This window comes from Humiphilus diazotrophicus (assembly GCF_059726315.1).
The window spans coordinates 1-17,619 of record NZ_AP040870.1 but is presented as its reverse complement, the minus strand read 5'-3'; the positions used below and the strand labels follow the sequence as shown (position 1 = coordinate 17,619).

The following is a 17,619-nucleotide window of genomic DNA, read 5'->3' as shown; positions in this document are numbered from 1 at the left end:
ACGCTGTTGTTTGGCGTCCGGCAGCAATATACTGCCCCCTCGTTCAATGGTAGGACAGCTGACTCTGGATCAGCATATCGGGGTTCGAATCCCTGGGGGGCAGCCATTCGCGTACTTCTCTGCACTTCTCCGTTCCTCTCAGGATCACCTCAAACATAGCTAAGTCAATTTGCATCAGCAAATTATGATCCATATTGCGTCCGCAGGCGTTCCGGGTAAACCTTCTGCAGCCGAGCTCTTCTGTGGGTACGATTATGGGCATTATGGTCTGCATTGTGTGGGTACGGAACAGAATATGCAATTGAGAGGTTCAGCGAATGGCCCTCACCATCAAAGAAATCGAAAATGCAAAACCAAGGAGCAAGCCCTATAAGTTGGCCGATAGCGGTGGCTTGTGTCGTCTTCTGCCGCACCACTAACGGACGAAAGCGCCCCGACAGCAATTGGAGCGACGGCCTCCGCAGTTCCTCCAAATGGGACCATACCTACCGCATCCAACGCGATCGTGCTTGAACTCCTGAGTAAGCTATGATGCGCAATCTGTTTTCTTTTTTACTGCGTCGGCGAGCCTCTGGATTCTTTCAGCATCAGGATCAAACACTCTAGTGTAGTTCGTCACTAATTTCATCATTTAATCAGGGAAGATCGGGCACGGGAGACCTTTTGAAGGATGTCCTTGGCTTTAGCAGTCCAGATGAAGGGTTTAGGGTTTTGATTGTGATGGTCGATGTAATCACCAATGGCCATAATGAGTTGTTCCAGATCGAGGAAGGCGCCACGGCGGATGCGATTGACAGTTAGATCGCGAAAGAAGCGTTCGATCATGTTCAACCAGGAGGCAGAAGTAGGGGTAAAGTGCACATGAAAGCGTTTGCGCTTGGCCAGCCAACGTTGGACTGAGGGGTGCTTGTGAGTCGCATAGTTGTCGCAAATGATGTGGACTTGCTTTTGGACAGGTATGATCTGGTCAATCAGACGCAGAAACTTCAACCACTCCTGATGGCGATGTCTCTGCTGGCATAAGCCATAGACCTCGCCGGTAGCTGTATTGAGCGCAGCAAATAGCGTAGTGGTGCCGTTGCGTTTGTAATCGTGAGTCAGAGTCTGAACTCGGCCCTTCTTCATCGGTAAGCCGGGTTGTGTGCGGTCCAGAGCCTGTATCTGACTTTTCTCGTCGAGTGACAAGACAAGTGCATGCTCAGGTGGACAGAGATAGAGACCGACGATATCTTCCAGCTTATCGGCGAAGTTCGGATCATTGCTGACTTTGAAGCTCTCCATGCGATGTGGCTTAAGCCCGTGTTGACGCCAGATGCGACCGACACTGGACTCAGAAATACCAACGGCACGGGCCATGCTGCTACGGGACCAGTGTGTGGCCACCTCCGGCTTACCCTGGGTGGTTTTGGCAATGACTTCAGCAATGGTTTGGGAATTGATGGTAGGCTTGCGCCCGGAGCGCCGCGCATCACGCAGCAACCCCTCGACGCCAAGAGCAAGAAAGCGACCGCGCCAAAGGGCAGCCATACGCGGAGCAACATGCAATTGTGCGGCAATTTGTTTGTTTTCCAGCCCCTCAGCAGCTAACAAAACGATGCGACAACGTTCGACCACGCGCACCGGAGTGGTACGCCTCCGCAATAACTTCTGCAGTTCCCCTCGTGCTTCGGAACTCAATCGAACTGCTGGAGCTACGCGCATACCGTCACCTCAACTGTATATGAGATGTTCAGCGCCTTATAAATGATTGTATTTCTGACGGACTACACTAGAAACGCTTGGCTGAGTAGGTAATGCGCCGACCACGCCTGCAGGGCCAGGATTCTAACCTTGGATCGAAAGACAGCGTCTTATCTCTCCTAGGACTGTTCCAGGCGACCGTCGCAATACAATTATCCATTCCGTAGCCAGAATTGGAGGCATCAGTCCAATGTCCGCCTTGCTGCCTACACTGATTCTTGGTCGCACCGCCGTCCTTCGGATCGTCATCTGAGGTGCCGTCTTCCCACGCGCAATACAGTCCAGTTGGATCGGTGAAGCTCAAAGGGTCATTCCGCACATAAGCATACAGATTCAGGCTCTGGGGATTTGAGCGGTCAGCAAAAAATAAGCCTGCCGGATTAGGTGGCAGCATTCGCCCCATTGCTCTTGCATAGTACCTAGCGTCGCAGTAGTCGTCTCCCGATTCGAAGTCACATGCTTTGCCGGTAAACCAAATGCCTGAAAACACACTGATACCGCACAAACGCCATAGTAGGTCATGAGTGTGATTTCCATCGTAAATGCAATCAGACATTTAAAGTGCCGCGCTGTGGGTACCCCGGAGTAGCTTTTTTCGTCGCAATACTAAAACGTATCCAATGTGCAATGCGGCTAGAAAGAACAACTCAGGACTGTGTTCGAACAGAAACCAAGTTAGAGATTTTTCTACGGCAGAATGAGACCATAAATCGCCAATATTCATAACGCAGAATATCCACCCTAAAGCTATCGCGAACAATGGCCGCCTCGTAAAATAAAACACGGACACACATGTTAGGGTCCAAATGGTGCCTACAAAATAGATATAAGGATGGAGTCCTGGCAATGGAAAGCCAGAGAAAAGCAAAATGACCCCTTGAGCACCAAGGTATATTGACATCACGACCAAACAGACTATGAGCATGAAACCTACCATGGTTTGGCCTCCCTTCCTGGTGCGAGAATGTGAAGATGTCCGAAAGGTGTCTGATCGCACTTAATGAGCCAGAGTCTCAGGAGTGTAGCGCCAGCCACCCGCGAATTGGCGCGTGCGGCATTGTAAAGGGCCTTCAACAGGCTTGTGCGGCAACCGCCTGTTGAAGGGTTAACGTGGCTGTAGAACTCGTGTTGACAGACGCATCCAGACCTGCGGCGGCATAGCATTTATCGTGAGCCTTTGCAGGCCCGATCAATGACGCCTGTCGGATCAGCGGCCCCACCAGCCCACCGTAATGGCTCATTAGAAATCTGTAGTACCCAATGTCTTTGCCGCCCGTCAAGTAATTCGACCCGCTAGCGTATGCAAGTCCGATGTCCGCCAAATAGCCGGAAGCCCACACCGATGTGTCAACCAGAATTCCTGTAACTGTAGCTAACTGATTCGGCGGATCCATGTACGCTATGTAGCATCAAAGCTCCGTCAGGATTCGAACTAGCCCGGTCAACTCCAGGCGCGTGATTGCCGTACTTCTCCCAATAACCACCTGCTCTTTCACAAGGCCCCATTGTCTCCAGTTTGCTTATCATCTTCGGCATCAAAGCTGCCATCGATCAACATTTCTCAGCGGATTGTTTTGTGCGTGGTTGTAAAAATTCATGCTTTGAGGGTTATCCGGATCCGCATAATACGAACCCGAAGGATCAGGACTAAAGAACCTCCCAATGCCCGAACCATAGTACCTCGCGGCAAAGTAGTCATTACCAGATTCGGAGTCACGTTCTTTCCCGGCAAAATGCAGCATTCAACTTACAGATCTACAGACCGAACATCTTCCAGAGAGCGAATCCCGTCATCAACAGAGCGAGAGTAAACACAATAGATCGGGTCAGGGGCGTTGCTTTTATACCGACTTTATCTATGTGCTCTTCTGTCATTGGAGTTTCCGATTCGTCGATGAAAACATCTGCTACAAATGCATAGAACATCCCCCAAATCCCGGGAATGAGAAGCACAATAAATCCCCAATGCCGCACTTGGAAAGAAATGCCTATTAACGACATTTGGGATCTCCTATTATGCCAAATGTCGCAGTGGCCCCGGCTGTAAGAGCTCCACACTGCCAACTGACACTGGCACCTGGAGTACCGTATTCGTTGTACGAGGCTCCAATTCCCAAGCCGGTTCTAGAATCACGAAGCGTAACGCCGCCACTAACTGTCCCTTTAGTGTTGACTTTTACATTTGCGCTAAAAGAGAGCGGTGCTCCAAGTGGTGTGGTTTTCCCTGTAATGGGTGAAACGATTGAATCCGGTTTTCCTGGCGTGGCCCTGGTAGATCCGTAAAACCTCCCCCCTCCACTCGAATCATAGAAGTAGCCACCTTGAAGCGAACCAAAAGTAAGCTGCGCAAATCCACCGACAGAACAGACAGTCGGAGAGCCCGCCGTATCGTCCGCCGCACCAACTGTTAGTTCTTGTGCAGATGGCGCAAGCTGACCTATCGAAGGATCTGCATTGACCACGAAATCAGCTACTGTATCTAGTGATTCGTTGGAGTCATAAATACTCCGCCCAACAGCATAGCCCGATAGATCACTATTCGAATCCTGCCAAGCACCCGTGACCCCAGTTGCATCAATATAAATATCGTTCGTCGTTGGGTTTCCTTTTGCATCAACGGGGCAGTCACCAGGCGTAATCTCACCGGTGATGTCTCCGTTGTCATTAACTTTCGCGCAATCCAATTCCCGTGGATCGATGTGGATCAACGGACTATATTAGTACATGGGCATAAAGATTCAAGCTCTGCTGATTCGTCGGATCTGCGTAGTACAACTGTGACGGATCAGGACTCATGAACCTCCCCATGCTACCCGAATAGTACCTTGCCCCCCCATAATCATTCCCAGATTCGGAGTCGCATTCTTTGCCGGTATAGTTATACTCTTCTCCCGCGGTATCGTACCACGTCATCCCGAAGAGGAAGTGCCCATATTCTCGTACTACACGACCATTATCATCTGTTACGACTCGAGGCGAGAGGTGATCGAGAAGATAATACCAAATCTTTTTAGGATCACTGTCCATTTTCGTATGATCGATTGTGGCAATATGTCGATTATCGGCAAAAATTTGTTCATTGTTGAGGACGCCGTTAACATACTCTGCCAGAACATTAGAACCTCTTCTAATATACATAGTCGAAATGGCCCCAACTATTTTCTTTATGCGTAGGCCATCGGTATCATACGTATATTGAATATCTCCACTTGCAGCTTGCACTATGCGATTTTCCCCATAGTAAGTTAATATCGTGCCATTTGATATCTTTGGATTTCCTGAAGAATCATAATTATTGACTGGATCACGACGATTAGTATCAGTCGAGAAAGCTGCGTAATCGGTATATCCCGCACCGACAGTCACGATCTGAGCCAGGCGGTCCCCCCATGGATCATAGTCCAACTCGCTCCCCATTCAGGATAAACCGCTGACCCGGTAGTGCGCGCAGCTGTGAGCCTCTCTAGGCTATCGTATGCAAAGCGTGTAGTTCGCCCATCATCGAGATTATCGTGAATTGAGGTTATATAACCTTTCTCCCATCCGTAAGGCACACTAAAGAGAGTGTTATTCTTATCATATTGAATTAGTTGGACATCCTCTAGACCATCCGTCGTGCAGCCCAATTCAGCGGTCACGCCACTTTCACACCGAAAACCAAGCACATGATCTGCTGCGTTGTACTGAAATTTCGCGCCATATTCACTAAGATCTTCTCCGTCTAGCACATTTTTCAACCGACCGACTAGATCTTATTGATTTACAACCTTCAACCCGGAAGGGTAAGTAGTCTGAGTAATATGTCCGGCTAAGTCGTATTCATATTTGATCGTGTAAAGCTGATTATCGATTTGTTTGCTTGTCTTCGGCGGACCCAATACCTCGTTGGCCGTTTGTGCAAACCCCGTAGGAGACAAGTTCAATGCCAGGACCGCTGCGAGTCACAAATGTGTCTTCATAATTCTCTCTCCTTATGTTGTTGCAGAAACTGAGTGGATCATCCGAAGGTGAAGACAAATGCCTTTACGCCTGCGTCTTCGAAACGAATTTGAAGAGTGCGCTCACGAGCGCCGCCCCTTTGTCGAACGAGTTGGTAAAGTCGTGATCCAATAACCACCCCATGTCCATCCGCATCCGTATCTGCTCCATGATCGACTCCTGGAGGTAGGCCATCAATCGTGATCTGAAACCGTACCGGCTTTCCCTCGTCGGAAGGGGCCATTACAAGATGCAGATCCCGAGCGGCAAAGCGGTAGCTGATCGTGCCACCCGAATTATTGAGCTGGACGAAATCTGCTGCAATTGCCCAACTGCCCGCAAGAGCCCAGGTATTCCGTCTCAAACTGGAAGGAGTTGAGTAGAGGACATCGCGATTATGATGGGAGCCTTCTGGCGAAATAAATCCTGTCGCCTCGCGATAGCCGAGATAGGTCTCAGGAGAAGCTACTGCGCGCACATCCGAAGGCGCTTGTGCACCAGAGGCATGAGGTACAACCGAGCTACCATTTGGCGCTCCACGTCCAGCTTCGGCAAGCAACTGCTGAATCGCAGATTCGGTCTCGGGATAGTTCCCTTCACCGAACTGGTGATAGCGGATGCGGCCATTCGCATCCACTAGGTACATGGCAGGCCAATACTGGTTTCCAAAGGCATTCCAGATCTTGTACTCGCTATCGACCGCGACGGGATAAGCGATATGGAAGCGCTTCATCTCTTCCTGAATGTTCTCGGAACGTTTTTCGAAACCGAACTCAGGAGTGTGCACACCAAGCACAATGAATCCCTGGTCGCGGTACTTGTCCGCCCATGCGTTCAGATAGGGAGTAACCCGAATACAGTTGATGCAGGAGTACGTCCAGAAATCAACCAGGACGACTTTGCCCTTCAACGCCTTCGGCGTGAGCGCCGGTGTTCCGATCCACGCTGTCGCATCAAGAGCGGGGAGTTTGCCCTCCACCGGGAGACTTCTCTCAGAAGCCTTTGCAGTGCCTGCTCGAGCGCAAGCTACCAAGACAGAGAAGATCAGGCTCAGCAGAAGGAAGGCTACGGCGGCATGGAATCTCCTCCCCGTTTCAAAGCCACGCTTGTCTCTTACACCTTGCTCAGATATGGTCAATGTTCTTTTCACAAATTCTCCTCTTGCCCGCGGTTCAAAAATGCGCGACGTCCAGAACGGCCTGAGCAAACAGCTGAGGCGCTTCCTGCGGAAGGTTATGTCCAATACCGCCACGCGCCACACGATGCTCATACCGGCCTGAAAATTTTGCTGCGTAAGTGCTGCTTTCCGGATGCGGAGCACCGTTGGCATCGCCTTCCATGGTGATTGTCGGAACAGTGATCACCGGACCTTGCGCCAGCTTCTGCTCGTAGGCGTCATAGCGAGACTCGCCCTGAGCAAGACCCAAGCGCCAGCGATAGTTGTGAATCACTATGCTGACATGATCGGGATTGTCGAAGGATGCCGCACTCTGCTGGTACACAGCGTCACTGAAATGCCAACGCGGGGATGCCAGCTGCCAGATTTGTCTGTTGAACTCTCGCCGATACTTGTCGTACCCGTCGCGGCCTCGATCAGTAGCGAAGTAGAACTGATACCACCACTGCAGCTCGGCCTTGGGCGGCAGAGGGACAGAGCCAGCTTTCTGATTGCCGATAAGGTATCCGCTAACAGAGACGAGAGCCTTAAAGCGATCAGGCCACAGCGCGGCAAGGATATCTGCCGTGCGCGCTCCCCAGTCAAAACCAGCCACGATCGCGTCGCGAATGCTGAGAGCATCCATCAGCGCAATAATGTCCAACGCGAAGGCTGATTGCTGACCGTTGCGTAACGTGCTCGGAGAGAGGAACCGCGTAGTGCCATAGCCACGGAGGTATGGAACTATTACGCGGTAGTTTGCGGCAGTCAGCAAAGGAGTAACTTCCGCAAAGCTGTGGATGTCATACGGCCATCCGTGAAGAAGAATTACAACGGGTCCGTTCCTTGGCCCTTCGTCGATGTACCCAACCTCCAAAACGCCTGCCTTAATCTGCCGTACCGCGGTGGCATAGCGCGGAGGCATGAGGGATGATGTTTCCGCCGCATCTTCCTGGTCTTTTGTTGCGGCCTCGGCGTGAATCGTCATTGAAGGTAATGCGGCAGTACCGGCCATCGCCATCACCGCGGTGCTCAAGAATCCTCGCCTACTGACTCGATTCATTTCGTTTTTCTTGATTTGCATTCTTTCCTCCTCATCTGCTTCTGTTCGTCTGTGGGGGTCGCATCGGCGGGAGTGCCTAAGCAAGCGTGATCTGTGTTTCAATATTTCCGCGAAACGCCTTGGAATAGGGGCACGTCGCGTCGGCAGCCTCGATGAGTTGTTGTGCAATATCTCTCGACAGCCCAGGCAGCGCCACTCGGAGACGGGCGCCGATTACGAAGTCGGCTCCGATTGTCGCCAGATCGATCTCTGCGTCGATGGCACGTTCGTCCGGCAGCGCAACGCCGTGCTTCTGCGCCGCGATGGCCAACGCACTGAGGAAGCATGCCGACCAACCAGCCGCGAGCAATTGTTCTGGATTTGTCCCGTCATCCGTACCGGGAATCGATAGCTTGATCTTGAGGTGGCGATCATCGCTTGTGGCAGTGCCGCCGTCGCGTCCTGTGGTGACATGGACTCTTGAAGTGTAGTGAACCTTCCTGCTTATGGACTGCATGACCTTCTCCTTCTCCAACTGCCGAGAAAGAATGCAATCCCCATGCCAAGGTCAATCGCTATGTAATAAAGGAGATAGGCGAAATTCTACTGACGAGATATCGGCAAAATGCCGAATGCTCAGCATTCCAAGCTCGAGCCGTGTTCCTCGTCCGATTGAGTTCAGGAGCGTGCGATACCGAATCGCTTCATTTTGGATTCGAGAGTTTGGCGCGGTATTCCAAGCCGGGCAGCAGCGCCGTTCGGTCCAGCAATACGTCCCCCACACTCTGCCAATGCAGCCTCGATCATCTCCTTCTCCTGACGAACCAGATCGGTAAGAGTTTTGGGGGCTGTCGGTTGCGGAGTTCGCTGGCTCCGATTCAGCCAGCTTTCATCGAAGAACAACGTGTCACCATCACTTAGGATCACCGCGCGTTCAATGATGTTCTGCAACTCTCGAACGTTGCCAGGCCAGCTATAAGTCTGAAGCTTCGTAAGCGTGCTTTTCTCTATGTGCTGTACATGTTTGCCGGCCTTCTCGCAGAAGCGTGCGACGAAGCGATTTACCAGAAGAGGGATATCTTGAATGCGCTCACGAAGCGGAGGCATAGTTATCGGGAGGACATTAAGCCGATAGAAAAGATCTTCTCGAAACGTCCCGTCCTCGATGCACTGCAGCAAATTGCGATGTGTTGCAGCAATCAGGCGGATGTCTACCGGAACAGCCGTGTTGCTGCCGATCCTTTCAATCTCGCGCTCCTGCAGAACACGAAGAAGTGCAACCTGTGTCTCCAACGGGAGATCGCCGACTTCGTCCAAAAACAGTGTTCCGCCGTTTGCCGCTTCAAACTTGCCCTGACGTCTTTGCGTCGCACCGGTGAATGCACCCTTCTCGTGGCCAAAGAGTTCCGAAGAGATGAGCGACTGCGGAATGGCTGCACAGTTTACTCGAATAAAAGGCTTGCCACTGCGGCGCGATTGCCGATGAAGCGAGCTTGCAGCCAACTCCTTGCCAGTTCCAGTCTCCCCCAACAGCAATACCGTGGAATCGGACTTGGCGACACGGGTGAGTTGCTTTCGAAGCCGAAGGATGAGCCCGGACTCCCCAACGAGTTCGTCCTGATCCGTACGGGCCCCCAACTCCTCTTTGAGGCTGACGATTTCCTCCCGAAGGGCTTCCTTCTGACGGTATTGTTCGTGAATGTCGGTCCCAGTAACGTACCAGCGTACGACGTCTCCGCGTTCGTCTTTTAACGGCTTGTACTGCATCAGATACCAGCGGTACTGCCCGCCCTGCATACGTACACGAACTTCGAGCTGAAAAGCTATGCCGCCCGAGAGTCCATCCATTCTCTCCCGGCGCACGCGTTCAAAATCGTCAGGATGGAAAGGCCGGGCAAAAGCGTCCTGTTCTCCACCAACAGCGTCCAGTGACATCCCAGTCTGTTCGGTAACGACCCTGTTCACATAGGTAACAATGCCGTTCGTATCAAGCACGACGACATATTGCGAGATCGCGTCCACGATTGTATGGAACTCCGCTTCCTGCGTACGCAGCTGGGCTTCCAAACGCTTCTGCTCATCGATATTGACTGCGACGCAATGCCAACAAGCTTCGCCTTCTTCTGTAGACTGCGAAGACGCAAACAAAAGAAACCACTGGCTGCTGCCATCCGCACCCACAAGGCGCAGTTCAATCTTCTCCTCGCCAAGCGCCTGCTTCCGTGCCTCCCACCAGCTCCGCAGCCGGGCAAGGTCCTCAAACCACACATAATCGTCCGGAAGCACCGTGCTCCATCCATCTCTATTGGTGCCTACAAATCGATGGAACATGGCATTTGCCGACATTAACGCGCCATTCTCTGACACCTGCCAATAGAGCATGGGCAAAGAATCCATCGCGAACTGGAGCATAGTTTCTGCAGAGGGTTCAGGAGTTAGCATAGTTGTTCCGGGTTCAAGAGTTTGAATATTCGCCAAGTTGTGGCCGCGGAGCCGCATCACGATCTGCTTGATAGCATACGGGAGAATGCTCTAGGCAACAATAAAGGTTCCCATTCCAGAATGGTATGCCTTCGGCTTTGTGAGGCATCAATGGATCGGCCATTCGTTTTGCTTTGTTCGGGCGTGCTGCCGTGTGGCGCGAAGCCGCCGCCGTAGTTATTCGGAAACTGCAAATGACGTAATATTAAAAATAGCAGAGAACTTGGAGTTGCAAGGAGTCCCGGCAACAGGAGGAAGGACAGCAGTCATGAAAATGCTAAGCGAAAGTATCCAGAAAAAGTTGGCCTCATCATGACGATCAAGCATCTTCCCCTAAAGCTAAATCCCATGATGCAAAAGTACCGCTCGCAAATAGTGCAATGAAGATGAACATTCGCGGACTGCATTCTGTTCCACCTGGCATTTGCCCTTCATCCTTGAAATCCGTCACGCGGAAGGACCTGCTGTGGCTGCCTCTCGCATTCACTTCCGTGCTAATCTACATCGCAATAGCTACCACCATCCGTCTTCCACATTTGGAATTGTTTAAAGAAAAGGAAGATGATTTTCAGTCTCTTAATCTAACGAGATAATTCTGAACTATCCCCTCGTGAAGGATCGTGCTATTCGTGTTGCCCTCGAGTTCAGCAGGCTGGAACAGTGCTTCGCTCCAGGCTTGGCGCACTGATACCTACAACGGAGATAGGCCTATTGGCGTCATGCAGAGTCCATTCTATGGGGAAGGCTATTAATCTTAATTTATAGAAGCAAGCGAAGAATGGGTTGAAGCAGCCAGCATACTAGGAGATTATGGAATATCAACTGGTATTACAGTTTCGAGCTAACAGCACAGAAGATCTAGATGAGTTGGTTGTTCTGGAAGATCTACTCATCGAAAATTTGCCATCGACTGCGGAGGTTGATGGTCATGACTGCGGAAATGGTGAATTCAATATCTTTGTCTTAACCGACCTGCCGGAGGAAACCTTCATCGCGGCGGAAAAGATAATCCAAAGATATCATGCACAACAGCAGCTCAAGGCTGCATATCGGAAACTCGACGAGGAGGAATTCAAAATCCTCTGGCCTCCAGACCTTAGCGGGTTCGAAGTTACATAGGGTGTACTTCGATCAGGAGGAAACGTCTCAAAACCGCCGAATAAGCAGTCTTGCTACATCTGTAGGGGTGTAAACAAAGAAGCCGGCCTCTCTTCCCGCCGCCGAAATGACAAGCGGCCAGCCAAATATTGGAACATTAAGTTTGCGACCACTTCGTCCTTGCTCTGGTAACCACCCTAAAGCTCAGTGGGCATATACCTGTACTCGTCTGGATTCAAATGTAAGAGAATGAAATGAGAGTAGTCGTCGGAGCAATTTAGTCTGTAGCTCCGCACTCTCATATTGAGCAACACCAAACCTCCACCACGTGGTCCATCTCATTACTCAGATTCCATAAATTCAAAGCATCGCCCAGTCACCGTTGCCCGACCTAGAGCGCTCCGCGTCATTTCGCAGTAAAACCGAGCACACAGAACACGCAGCTTTCGTGCCCCGAAGTGGGGTCTCCCAAAATTCTTCCTTACCAGCAAAAACGTAATGAAATTTTTCTTTCGACATTTTCCATTTCCGGAAGCGATTCATATCCTTTCTTTACCATCACTTCCACACTCACCATACCTCATTATGTCTAACTTGCTATTTCCAGATGTTACCGTTTAGAACTCGACGCCGATAGATATCTCAGGTCCAGCAACTTTTTAACCGCTGGACTCCTGTCAACGAGATTGATGCTGGAACGTAATAGCACATTCGTTTTAGGCAGCAACTCCCGGAGGATTGACACAGTGAAACATTTGCTTCTTTGGGTTCTGACCCTATGTACGGGGATTCCTTTTGCATCTGCACAGAATCTCGACAGTCAAAACATTCAGATTCACGGTTATGCTACACAAAGTGCAATTGCTAGCTCACACAACAATTACCTTTCTGCAGACACCAGAAACGGAAGCTTGCAATGGACTGAAGCAGCAGCAAACATCACGGATCAAGTTACTGAAAGATTGCGAATTGGCCTCCAAGTTCATTACCTAAATCTTGGCCAGTTTGGAGGCAACAATGTCTCCTGGGACTGGGCGCTTGGTGATTTTAAGGTAAATCAATGGGTGGGAGTTCGAGCTGGCAAAGTGAAAATCCGGTGGGGACTTTACAATGACACGCAGGATGCAGATCCCGGATACATGTGGTCTCTCCTTCCCGAATCGATCTATTCGATCGACTATCGGGAAACCAACCTCTCGCAGCTCGGTGCGGAAATATACGGCAAGGCGCCCTTAGGTAAACATGGTGGAGAACTGACATACAGCGGATACTATGGCGATTATTATCTAGCTACAGATGATGGTTACATGGAGACCTATCATGAATCAGGCACTTCGTTTACCGATCATCCCTGGGGCAAAACTCCAGGTTTCGACCTGCGCTGGAAGACTCCGGTGAAGGGCTTGCAAGTTGGCGGATCTTTGATGCTCTACGACCTAAAGGGCACAACCTCCGACGGGAATCTTCGCCAACCTTTAACCTATTGGCCCACATATTACGGGCAATACGATCGCGGAAAGCTCACCCTTTCCGGACAATATATGAAGCTTGTCCAATATACGAATGTGACGCAGACAGGCTCACCCACTTCAAGCAGCGTTCAAGATGAACGCGCCTGGTTTGCAATGGCCAGCTACCATATCAACGATAAATTGCAAGTTGGAGCATATCATAGCCGCTTTCTGATGGCTTCCGCAGAGGATCACTCAGATCCAGCAAGCTATTCGCACGAGTGGGTAGCAGCAACTCGTTATGACTTTAACAACAATTTCTATGGAAAGATCGAAGGGCATTACATGGACGGCAATGCTGTGGGCTTTTACGGTGTCAACAACCCAAACGGACTAAGACCGCACATGAACCTCTTGGTCGCCAAGATCGGTTTTGTATTTTAGGGCGACGGGAAGGAGATTATTTCCATGAAAAGATATCTTGCACTATTTTTGTTTGCCGCGGCTGCTTCCATATTTGCCTCTGTCGCTCATGCACAGGTAATCATAATAGCCAACCAGGGAATAAAAGCCTCTGAAATCAGTAAAGATGAGCTACGTGACGTCTTCACCGGCTCAACCTCAAACCTTAAGGGCGGAATCCGCGTAACTCCAGTACTGATCGAAGCAGGCGCCACCCACCAGGAGTTCCTTCAGAAATATGTCGGAAAATCCGACGCTACCTTCCGTGCTAGCTGGCGAAATCTGCTCTTTTCGGGACAGGCAAATATGCCTAAGCATTTCAACAGTGATGCCGATGTCGTCGGATTCGTTTCTCATACCCCAAACGCGATCGGCTACATCAGTAAAACCACACCTCATGAGGCAGTGAAAGTGCTAACGGTGAAATGAGCATAGCATCCATTCACCACTGGCCTTCTTCTCCAAATCAAGCGACTCAATATCTCCTTCTGAATACTGCAGGAAGGAGATATTGAGTTCGTACCTGAACGGCGCTCACTTTCCAAGGCGTTCTTGCTTTGTACCCGGTCCTCGATATCTGAACTCAAACTGTTACCGATATGCTTGGTTCGTATCCTGCATATCTATTCTCCGAAAAGAGAAATCGAAAATCAGCCCAGAACGAAGCAAAGACTGGCTGATTGCTCTTCATTACTTCGTTGTGCCTTCTCTCCGTAAAGATGCGCAATTTTAATCGTTTTCGGGATTGGAACGGCTAGGGTGCTTATCCAAAAGCAATTGGATGAAACACATGAAAAGGAAAGAAGCGCGCCTCCTCACCGACTAAAGCCCAGTTAACCGGGTCCTCCGCTATCCTCTCGCTTGGCTATTGTCACCTTCTCCCTTCGGTAGAGAAACCGGCTGACGAAACGCGCTTGATTCCGTGCTATAACGCACGTATCTCAACCTCGAAGTACCTTTCCGTTATTGTTGTCCTGATGCTCTTCAAAATAAGGAGCTCTAGGGCACAGCTTCCAACTGTGCCCTAGAGCTCTGTAAACCATCTCCTAAGCTGCTTACGACCGTAGTACTAAATCCTAGTGAGAGCGGGTTGAGGGAGGCGTCCTGTCTTTTTGAAAACCGGAGCCAGCTGTTGAATATGGATAGGATTGGGTTCGGAAGCACTTTTGAGTTCGCAGCCAACCTTGAAGACGCTGACGAGGCGACGGAGATCTGAAGCTAAAAGAGTAACTTCCTGACAGGAGCTGGAGGATTGGGCAGCGCCCCGAGCGGTCTCTTCGGCCTGCTTAGCTATCTCCTGCATGTTTTCATCGACCTGTAAGGTAGTAGCAGACTGCTCTGTACTCGCAGAAGCGATTTGAGTGATCATTTTCTTAACGCGCTCCGCACTTCCAATGATTTGGTGTAGGGCATCACCAGCCTGTGTAACATCCTGAACACCAATTTCCACTCTCTCCGCCGCGCGATGCATACCTTCAGCGGCATTACGCGCTTCTGTCTGAATCGCATTAATCATGTCCGCGATTTCTTTGGTAGCCCCCGTTGTTCTGACAGCGAGGTTTCTTACTTCACCTGCAACGACGGCAAACCCCCGGCCTTGTTCTCCAGCTCTGGCAGCTTCAATAGCAGCGTTAAGGGCCAGTAAGTTGGTCTGACTTGCGATTTCATCGATAACATTGATGATGCGGCCGATCTGTTGGGCGGATTGGCCGAGTCGTTTAATACGATCTTCAGTGCCGAGAGTAGCATCAGCCACTTGTTTGATGCTATTGATTGCCCCATTAACAGTTGAACCACCAGAGGCCGCAAGCTCACCAGCGTCTACAGCGCCCTGTGCAGCTTGATTAGAGCTCTGGCTGATCTCCTGAACACTATCAGCCATTTGTTGCATAGCGGCAGCCATCTGATTGACTTGGGAGCGCTGTACGCCAACATGATCAGCCATCTGCTGAGCTGAGTCAGCGATAGTCTGGGTGCCCAAAGCAAGACGTTCCGTATTGGTAGATATCTGATAGATAACATCATGCAAACGATCCATGAAAGTGTTGAACCATTTGCTGGCCTCTCCGATTTCATCGGTAGTTTGAAGCTCAAGGCGCTTAGTAAGATCTGCTTCCCCCTCTGCAATGTCCTTCAATCTATGCACGAGTGAAGTAAGCGGTTTCGAGACATAGCGTTCGGTTAATATCGAGGCTATGAGGCCGCACCCAACACCCAAAACGCACATTAAGAGGCCCAAACGACTCTGCCGGGAAGCAAAAGTCGATACCTCTTTCAGACGGAGCGCAAAATCGTTGGCAACATCATTTTGTGACTGTTGTAGAGAAGCGGTTATTTCGCTATTGCTCTGAGCAAGAGTCTTGATAGACGTCTGAATATCATCGGTAATGTTATCTTTGGCGTCAATCATGGCAGTGTAAGTAGTACCGGCTTTGGCCTCTACTTCAACGATCTTGTCACGTAAAGCCGCAATTTGTTGCTGGCGTTTGGCATCATAGCCGGTCTTTGAATAGACAATATTGAGATCATCAACGATGGCTTGAGTATCTTGGGCTGCATCATTGAGCTGACTCTTGTCCTGAAGGAGGATAGCGTCGTTATAGCGTTTATTTAGCCTCTGAAAAGCCGACTGGGCCTCCTGCATCCGGATGGCCGCAGGAAAAAGAGAGTCGGCAGCAATATGCATGGATTGTTGTGTCTGGAAAGACGACCATTGGATAATGGTCATGAAAATGATGTATCCGAAACCCACGATACCAAGCCCGGCCAATATTTTTGTTTTGATTTTGAAACTTTTCATTCGCTTCCTCTGCTTTAGCAGCTCCATCGCCCTGGATACCGTGCGATAGCCATGCACCCCTCTCAAAGCTGTCATGTTTATGGCCGTTACTGAGATACAGCACTGCCCGAACGATCATGGTCAGAAATCACACTCGGCCTCGGTCATTGCTTGTTTAGTTTGACATGGCTTTCATCGGCCATGGAGCATCCTACAATTACTTATCGAGATACAACTTCTGGGTAACATATGGTGGCACGCCAGAGGAATTGCGGAAATGACGCCAGATACCGATCAATTCATGTATATAGATCTGTTAGTTATTCAATGATACACAATGAGATTCAGGATAATGTTTCTTCTTATCCAGAAGAGGATCAGGTTAAGTTACATTCCATATAGAATATGGCAGTTAGAACTTCAGGTTTCTCGCTAAGACCTGGAAGTGCCCCATGGAGGGACAGTACCCCGCAGCAAATTTTCAAGTTACTCCCTCTGTGGCACGAAATGTGCATTGGAAGTATTCCATGTGGTACCACGGTATCATGGTACCAATATAGCGGTACCTCGATACCGTGGTACCAGATAAAGTTCTAGAGGGGATGCAGGCCCAGATCCAGGTATCGGTGCCTTATCTGATTGGGCTGCTCCTCATCCACAGACCAACCTTCTCGGGCCAATAGCCTCTGCCATCGATTCTGCTTCCTCTCGAAGTTGTAGAGAGGACGTGATGGCCTATACTTCCGAACCACATGGTCGGGGATGTATCCAGAAGGCAGAAAACCGAAGACAATACTGTTATCGTTTCCCAGCTTCAAGTTCTTTGAGTTCCATTGACCTGCATGCGCAAGCCACCATTCGCGCTGTACATGAAGGCCAAATTCATATCCGCCGACGATTGGGCGGAAGAAGAAGGTTGGGCGCTCTGCCGTTTCCTCAGCTTGATCCTGCCACGCGGGGGCACAGCAAGGCAGTAGCTTATAGATATCGATAGTACGGCTCGAACCACTCTGGTCAGAGCGTTCGAAGTGCCCTTCCCTGCCTGAAACAAAGGTGATGGTTTCAAAAGATGGACCTGCGTCGGGAAGGAGACGAAAGTCTCTACACATCGCAGCGTAATCGATTGCAATAATCAGCTGATAAGGGACAAATCCTATTGTGTTGAAGAGCAAAAAGGCCCAATAGGCAATAGCCGTAAAAGCCAGGCCAAACCCCGTAGATACTCCGAGAGAAAATCCTGCCAGATAGTGGAAGCCGGTGATGAAAAAGGCCGCAAGGGGCAGAAGTTTGAGCCTTTCAGTCCAGTCATACAGCCAGTGCCATCTATCGTACATAAGACGTCCCATATTCTCGAGAACACGAAGCAATTTGCAGCCTCAGCGACGAAGGCAAGCTCTCCCCCTCCGATCGCCTGGACTGGCGTGCAGTTCCT

Annotated in this window: 16 protein-coding genes and 1 tRNA gene; 4 read left to right on the top strand and 13 right to left on the bottom strand. The window is 50.3% G+C overall.

Annotation, left to right across the window (positions count from 1 at the left end; translation table 11 throughout):
* The first annotated feature begins 32 nt into the window (after nucleotides 1-32).
* Nucleotides 33-106: transfer RNA gene (locus tag AC6I7T_RS02025), tRNA-Gln, on the top strand.
* Between the two features lie 521 nt (nucleotides 107-627).
* On the opposite strand, the gene AC6I7T_RS02020 is transcribed toward AC6I7T_RS02025, so the two are convergent.
* The 11 genes from AC6I7T_RS02020 to AC6I7T_RS01970 form a co-directional block, all read right to left on the bottom strand.
* Nucleotides 628-1,701, bottom strand: coding sequence for an IS630 family transposase (locus tag AC6I7T_RS02020; RefSeq protein WP_497791612.1), 1,074 nt, complete (start codon nucleotides 1,699-1,701; stop codon nucleotides 628-630).
* A 67-nt stretch (nucleotides 1,702-1,768) separates the two neighbouring features.
* Nucleotides 1,769-2,296 (bottom strand): RHS repeat-associated core domain-containing protein, encoded by a 528-nt coding sequence (locus AC6I7T_RS02015; RefSeq protein WP_497791611.1) that lies wholly within the window; start codon nucleotides 2,294-2,296, stop codon nucleotides 1,769-1,771.
* A gap of 514 nt (nucleotides 2,297-2,810) precedes the next feature.
* Entirely contained in the window at nucleotides 2,811-3,134 is a 324-nt protein-coding gene (locus tag AC6I7T_RS02010) for a hypothetical protein (RefSeq protein ID WP_497791610.1), read from the bottom strand.
* 141 nt (nucleotides 3,135-3,275) lie between these two features.
* On the bottom strand, nucleotides 3,276-3,482 hold the full coding sequence (locus AC6I7T_RS02005; protein ID WP_497791609.1) for an RHS repeat-associated core domain-containing protein: 207 nt from the start codon (nucleotides 3,480-3,482) through the stop codon (nucleotides 3,276-3,278).
* A gap of 13 nt (nucleotides 3,483-3,495) precedes the next feature.
* On the bottom strand, nucleotides 3,496-3,741 hold the full coding sequence (locus tag AC6I7T_RS02000; protein ID WP_497791608.1) for a hypothetical protein: 246 nt from the start codon (nucleotides 3,739-3,741) through the stop codon (nucleotides 3,496-3,498).
* Nucleotides 3,732-4,424, bottom strand: a complete 693-nt coding sequence (locus AC6I7T_RS01995; RefSeq protein WP_497791607.1) for a hypothetical protein — start codon at nucleotides 4,422-4,424, stop codon at nucleotides 3,732-3,734. Before AC6I7T_RS01995 ends, AC6I7T_RS02000 begins: the two co-directional genes overlap by 10 nt.
* A 28-nt stretch (nucleotides 4,425-4,452) precedes the next feature.
* Nucleotides 4,453-5,145, bottom strand: a complete 693-nt coding sequence (locus tag AC6I7T_RS01990) for an RHS repeat-associated core domain-containing protein (RefSeq protein ID WP_497791606.1) — start codon at nucleotides 5,143-5,145, stop codon at nucleotides 4,453-4,455.
* Nucleotides 5,146-5,737: 592 nt separating this feature from the next.
* The gene (locus AC6I7T_RS01985; RefSeq protein WP_497791605.1) at nucleotides 5,738-6,868 is read right to left on the bottom strand and encodes a redoxin family protein; all 1,131 of its coding nucleotides are present in this window, start codon (nucleotides 6,866-6,868) and stop codon (nucleotides 5,738-5,740) included.
* A 22-nt stretch (nucleotides 6,869-6,890) separates the two neighbouring features.
* The gene (locus AC6I7T_RS01980; protein WP_497791604.1) at nucleotides 6,891-7,958 is read right to left on the bottom strand and encodes an alpha/beta fold hydrolase; all 1,068 of its coding nucleotides are present in this window, start codon (nucleotides 7,956-7,958) and stop codon (nucleotides 6,891-6,893) included.
* Between the two features lie 55 nt (nucleotides 7,959-8,013).
* Complete coding sequence (locus AC6I7T_RS01975) at nucleotides 8,014-8,433, bottom strand: Ohr family peroxiredoxin (RefSeq protein WP_497791603.1); 420 nt, start codon at nucleotides 8,431-8,433, stop codon at nucleotides 8,014-8,016.
* 161 nt (nucleotides 8,434-8,594) lie between these two features.
* Nucleotides 8,595-10,358 (bottom strand): sigma-54 interaction domain-containing protein, encoded by a 1,764-nt coding sequence (locus AC6I7T_RS01970; RefSeq protein ID WP_497791601.1) that lies wholly within the window; start codon nucleotides 10,356-10,358, stop codon nucleotides 8,595-8,597.
* 849 nt (nucleotides 10,359-11,207) lie between these two features.
* Here AC6I7T_RS01970 and AC6I7T_RS01965 point away from each other — a divergent pair.
* The 3 genes from AC6I7T_RS01965 (at nucleotide 11,208) to AC6I7T_RS01955 (ending at nucleotide 13,837) form a co-directional block, all read left to right on the top strand.
* Entirely contained in the window at nucleotides 11,208-11,516 is a 309-nt protein-coding gene (locus tag AC6I7T_RS01965; protein WP_497791600.1) for an ABC transporter, read from the top strand.
* A 725-nt stretch (nucleotides 11,517-12,241) separates the two neighbouring features.
* Nucleotides 12,242-13,390 carry a hypothetical protein gene (locus AC6I7T_RS01960; protein ID WP_497791599.1) on the top strand — a complete coding sequence of 383 codons (1,149 nt, stop codon included), beginning with the start codon at nucleotides 12,242-12,244 and terminating at the stop codon, nucleotides 13,388-13,390.
* Between the two features lie 24 nt (nucleotides 13,391-13,414).
* Nucleotides 13,415-13,837 carry a type 2 periplasmic-binding domain-containing protein gene (locus AC6I7T_RS01955; protein ID WP_497791598.1) on the top strand — a complete coding sequence of 141 codons (423 nt, stop codon included), beginning with the start codon at nucleotides 13,415-13,417 and terminating at the stop codon, nucleotides 13,835-13,837.
* Between the two features lie 640 nt (nucleotides 13,838-14,477).
* Here the strand turns inward: AC6I7T_RS01955 and AC6I7T_RS01950 are convergent.
* Nucleotides 14,478-16,208: a methyl-accepting chemotaxis protein gene (locus tag AC6I7T_RS01950; RefSeq protein ID WP_497791597.1), complete on the bottom strand. Its 1,731-nt coding sequence runs from the start codon at nucleotides 16,206-16,208 to the stop codon at nucleotides 14,478-14,480.
* Nucleotides 16,209-16,780: 572 nt separating this feature from the next.
* Nucleotides 16,781-17,533 carry a hypothetical protein gene (locus AC6I7T_RS01945; protein ID WP_497791596.1) on the bottom strand — a complete coding sequence of 251 codons (753 nt, stop codon included), beginning with the start codon at nucleotides 17,531-17,533 and terminating at the stop codon, nucleotides 16,781-16,783.
* Nucleotides 17,534-17,619 lie beyond the last annotated feature (86 nt).

What these genes read in the sequence shown, in the direction of transcription:
- AC6I7T_RS02020 (WP_497791612.1), bottom strand. Translation starts at nt 1,701, where the DNA reads ATGCGCGTAGCTCCAGCAGTTCGATTGAGTTCCGAAGCACGAGGGGAA.
- AC6I7T_RS02015 (WP_497791611.1), bottom strand. Translation starts at nt 2,296, where the DNA reads ATGTCTGATTGCATTTACGATGGAAATCACACTCATGACCTACTATGG.
- AC6I7T_RS02010 (WP_497791610.1), bottom strand. Translation starts at nt 3,134, where the DNA reads ATGGATCCGCCGAATCAGTTAGCTACAGTTACAGGAATTCTGGTTGAC.
- AC6I7T_RS02005 (WP_497791609.1), bottom strand. Translation starts at nt 3,482, where the DNA reads ATGCTGCATTTTGCCGGGAAAGAACGTGACTCCGAATCTGGTAATGAC.
- AC6I7T_RS02000 (WP_497791608.1), bottom strand. Translation starts at nt 3,741, where the DNA reads ATGTCGTTAATAGGCATTTCTTTCCAAGTGCGGCATTGGGGATTTATT.
- AC6I7T_RS01980 (WP_497791604.1), bottom strand. Translation starts at nt 7,958, where the DNA reads ATGCAAATCAAGAAAAACGAAATGAATCGAGTCAGTAGGCGAGGATTC.
- AC6I7T_RS01975 (WP_497791603.1), bottom strand. Translation starts at nt 8,433, where the DNA reads ATGCAGTCCATAAGCAGGAAGGTTCACTACACTTCAAGAGTCCATGTC.
- AC6I7T_RS01970 (WP_497791601.1), bottom strand. Translation starts at nt 10,358, where the DNA reads ATGCTAACTCCTGAACCCTCTGCAGAAACTATGCTCCAGTTCGCGATG.
- AC6I7T_RS01965 (WP_497791600.1), top strand. Translation starts at nt 11,208, where the DNA reads ATGGAATATCAACTGGTATTACAGTTTCGAGCTAACAGCACAGAAGAT.
- AC6I7T_RS01955 (WP_497791598.1), top strand. Translation starts at nt 13,415, where the DNA reads ATGAAAAGATATCTTGCACTATTTTTGTTTGCCGCGGCTGCTTCCATA.
- AC6I7T_RS01950 (WP_497791597.1), bottom strand. Translation starts at nt 16,208, where the DNA reads ATGAAAAGTTTCAAAATCAAAACAAAAATATTGGCCGGGCTTGGTATC.
- AC6I7T_RS01945 (WP_497791596.1), bottom strand. Translation starts at nt 17,533, where the DNA reads ATGGGACGTCTTATGTACGATAGATGGCACTGGCTGTATGACTGGACT.